The organism is Klebsiella sp. YJ, from assembly GCF_002108615.1.
Classification (GTDB): domain Bacteria; phylum Pseudomonadota; class Gammaproteobacteria; order Enterobacterales; family Enterobacteriaceae; genus Klebsiella; species Klebsiella planticola.
The window spans coordinates 1-3,232 of the sequence record NZ_MTEG01000034.1; the positions used below are offsets into that span (position 1 = coordinate 1).

Below are 3,232 nucleotides of genomic sequence, written 5' to 3' on the forward strand. Positions count from 1 at the left end.
AGTGTGCCCGGAGTTCAGGGCGGGCATGGATGCTTAAATGAACCGCGAGTCTGTCTGGAATATTGAACCGGTAACTCACGATGAGAAACCCAACAATCCCACCGGGTGTGACGGTGGAGAACCTGAGCGGCAGTGACCTGCGGCATGCCCGCAGGGTGATGTAACCCGCTGACAACGGGGATTGAGGCGAGATCACTAAGCCGAGATGATCCTCAAGGTTAAGTACTGAAAGGCTGAAGAACATGAACCCGTTAATCCGCCTCTGTGGGTTGAAAACGTCACCACGGCCTACGTGATCTGACAGGCCGTGCAGGAGGAACTGGCAGTGATACGTAAGCACTGCCGGTCGAAGGTGTTTTGACATGTATGCGAAACACCGGGGCAGCAGCGTCTATCACGCTTGCGTTGCTGACTTCTGCCAACTTGCGGCAAGCAAGGATAAAGAGTGCGACGGGCAGCCTCCTCAGTATGCCTGAGTCCAGGCAGGTAAACCGGGGAAGGTCAGCGACGGATGTTAAGGGGGCATGGCTCCGATGACGCGCTGGCTGGCGGAGCTTCCGTAGTAGTCCGCGATGGGGAAAGCCCATTACATGGCGAAGGGAAGCAGTTTGAATGTGTTTGCGACGTGAATTAACTGACCTAACGAGGTGAAGACCTTTGATAATCAGCGAAATGCAACGCAAGCTTGCCACATGGGCAGCCACCGATCCGTCCCTACGGATTCAACGGCTGCTGCGTCTGATAACACAACCAGAATGGCTGGCTGAAGCGGCGCGGATCACGCTTTCATCAAAGGGGGCCCATACCCCCGGCGTTGATGGCGTGAACAAAACAATGCTACAGGCCAGACTGGCTGTTGAGCTGCAAATCCTCAGGGATGAATTACTCTCAGGCCACTACCAGCCCTTGCCCGCCAGACGGGTTTACATCCCTAAAAGCAACGGCAAACTGCGACCACTGGGTATCCCCGCGTTGCGGGATCGTATTGTTCAGCGGGCCATGCTGATGGCGATGGAGCCGATATGGGAGAGTGATTTTCATACGCTCTCATATGGCTTCCGGCCTGAGCGCAGTGTCCACCACGCGATCCGCACGGTGAAATTACAGCTCACAGACTGTGGTGAAACCCGGGGACGCTGGGTGATTGAAGGCGACCTGTCCAGTTACTTCGACACCGTACATCATCGACTGCTGATGAAGGCTGTACGCCGCAGGATCAGTGACGCACGTTTCATGACTCTGCTGTGGAAAACCATCAAGGCGGGACATATCGATGTCGGTCTCTTTCGGGCGGCCAGTGAAGGTGTACCACAGGGCGGTGTTATATCGCCGCTATTATCGAACATCATGCTGAATGAGTTCGATCAATACCTGCATGAGCGCTACCTGAGCGGGAAAGCCAGAAAAGATCGGTGGTACTGGAATAACAGTATCCAACGGGGCCGAAGTACGGCGGTCAGAGAAAACTGGCAGTGGAAACCCGCGGTGGCGTACTGCCGCTATGCCGATGATTTTGTCCTCATCGTCAAAGGCACCAAAGCACAGGCGGAAGCCATCAGGGAGGAGTGTCGGGGTGTGCTCGAAGGCAGTCTGAAACTCAGGCTGAACATGGATAAGACTAAAATCACCCATGTTAATGACGGCTTTATCTTTCTGGGGCACAGGATCATTCGCAAACGCAGTCGTTATGGCGAGATGCGAGTGGTCTCAACGATCCCGCAGGAGAAAGCCAGAAACTTCGCCGCATCGCTGACAGCACTGTTATCAGGCAACTACAGTGAAAGCAAAGTCGATATGGCTGAACAACTCAACCGAAAACTGAAAGGCTGGGCCATGTTCTATCAGTTCGTTGATTTTAAGGCCAAAGTCTTCAGTTATATCGACCGTGTCGTGTTCTGGAAGCTGGCTCACTGGCTGGCCCGCAAATACCGTACAGGTATCGCTTCCCTGATGAGGTGGTGGTGTAAATCACCGAAACCGGGTCAGAGCAAAACGTGGGTTTTATTTGGTAAAACCAATCACGGCAAGCTCAGCGGCGAAATACTGTACCGGTTGGTGGGGCAAGGCAAGAAGCTGTTCCGCTGGCGGCTACCCGAAGGTAATCCCTATCTGAGGACGGAGACCAGAAACACGTATACATCGCGCTTTACAGAAGTGGCAATGGCGTTCGCCAGCATTTAAATGGAGAGCCGGATGCGCTGAAAGGTGCACGTCCGGTTCGGGGAGGAGAGGCAGGGAAATAGTCCGACTACGCCCTGCCTCTTACTCTACTCTGGACAGGCAGGCGCTGGGCTTACCTCGCCGTCGTTCTCGATTTGTTCGCCAGGAAACCGGTAGGCTGGGCAATGTCATTCTCACCGGACAGCAAGCTAACCATCAAAGCGCTGGAAATGGCGTGGGAAACCCGAGGTAAACCAGCGGGAGTGATGTTCCACAGTGACAGTAATAATGCCGATGTCAGTCTTTACCACCACTTAGTTTGCCGTTTAACCAGATTGGTGTGATTACTGATGCAGTGAAGACCTTCCCGCATCCTGACTCACACAGCGATCGACCTTTTGTGTCCTGCCCTGGACCCGTCGGTTGCCGGAAGCGCCTTCATGCGAGGCATCTCCTCACCGATGCGCGTGACTCAAGAAGGGCCTGACGGCTTGTCTCGTTACTGTCCTGTCCGGGTTATCTGTCTGGAGATTCAACTCTGTTTCCTCACAGGAGCTCTGTCATGGTTGATAAAGTTACCGAAGCTGCCGTTGTGGGTGGCGTGGATACACATAAAGATTTGCACGTTGCCGCTGTCGTAGATCAGAACAATAAAGTCCTTGGGACTCAGTATTTCTCCACAACACGACAAGGTTACCGGCAGATGCTGGCATGGATGACCTCGTTTGGGACATTAAAGCGAATTGGTGTTGAGTGCACAGGTACCTATGGTTCCGGTTTGCTTCGTTATTTTCAGAACGCCGGGTTAGAAGTTCTTGAGGTGACTGCTCCAGACCGGATGGAGCGACGCAAACGGGGTAAAAGTGACACAATTGATGCTGAATGTGCCGCTCATGCAGCATTCTCAGGCATCAGGACAGTTACTCCCAAAACGCGTGATGGCATGATTGAGTCCCTGCGGGTATTAAAAACTTGCCGAAAAACAGCAATATCAGCCCGCAGAGTCGCTCTCCAGATTATCCATTCAAATATTATCTCTGCCCCGGATGAATTACGTGAACAGCTCAGAAAT

3 protein-coding genes and 1 pseudogene are annotated in these 3,232 nt (G+C 53.2%); 3 read left to right on the forward strand and 1 reads right to left on the reverse strand.

What is annotated here, in order from left to right; genetic code table 11:
- Window positions 1–244, reverse strand: a 244-nt coding sequence (locus tag BV390_RS31325) for a hypothetical protein (protein ID WP_071988032.1), incomplete at its 3' end; no start/stop codon positions are given.
- Window positions 245–672: 428 nt separating this feature from the next.
- Between BV390_RS31325 and ltrA the strand changes: the two genes are divergently transcribed.
- From ltrA to BV390_RS26275, 3 genes and pseudogenes are all read left to right on the forward strand, one after another.
- Complete coding sequence (gene ltrA, locus BV390_RS26260; RefSeq protein ID WP_001189111.1) at window positions 673–2,181, forward strand: group II intron reverse transcriptase/maturase; 1,509 nt, start codon at window positions 673–675, stop codon at window positions 2,179–2,181.
- An 80-nt stretch (window positions 2,182–2,261) separates the two neighbouring features.
- Window positions 2,262–2,450, forward strand: a pseudogene (locus BV390_RS26265) (DDE-type integrase/transposase/recombinase); the annotation flags it as partial.
- A 272-nt stretch (window positions 2,451–2,722) separates the two neighbouring features.
- Window positions 2,723–3,232, forward strand: a 510-nt coding sequence (locus BV390_RS26275; protein ID WP_139156016.1) for an IS110 family transposase, incomplete at its 3' end; no start/stop codon positions are given.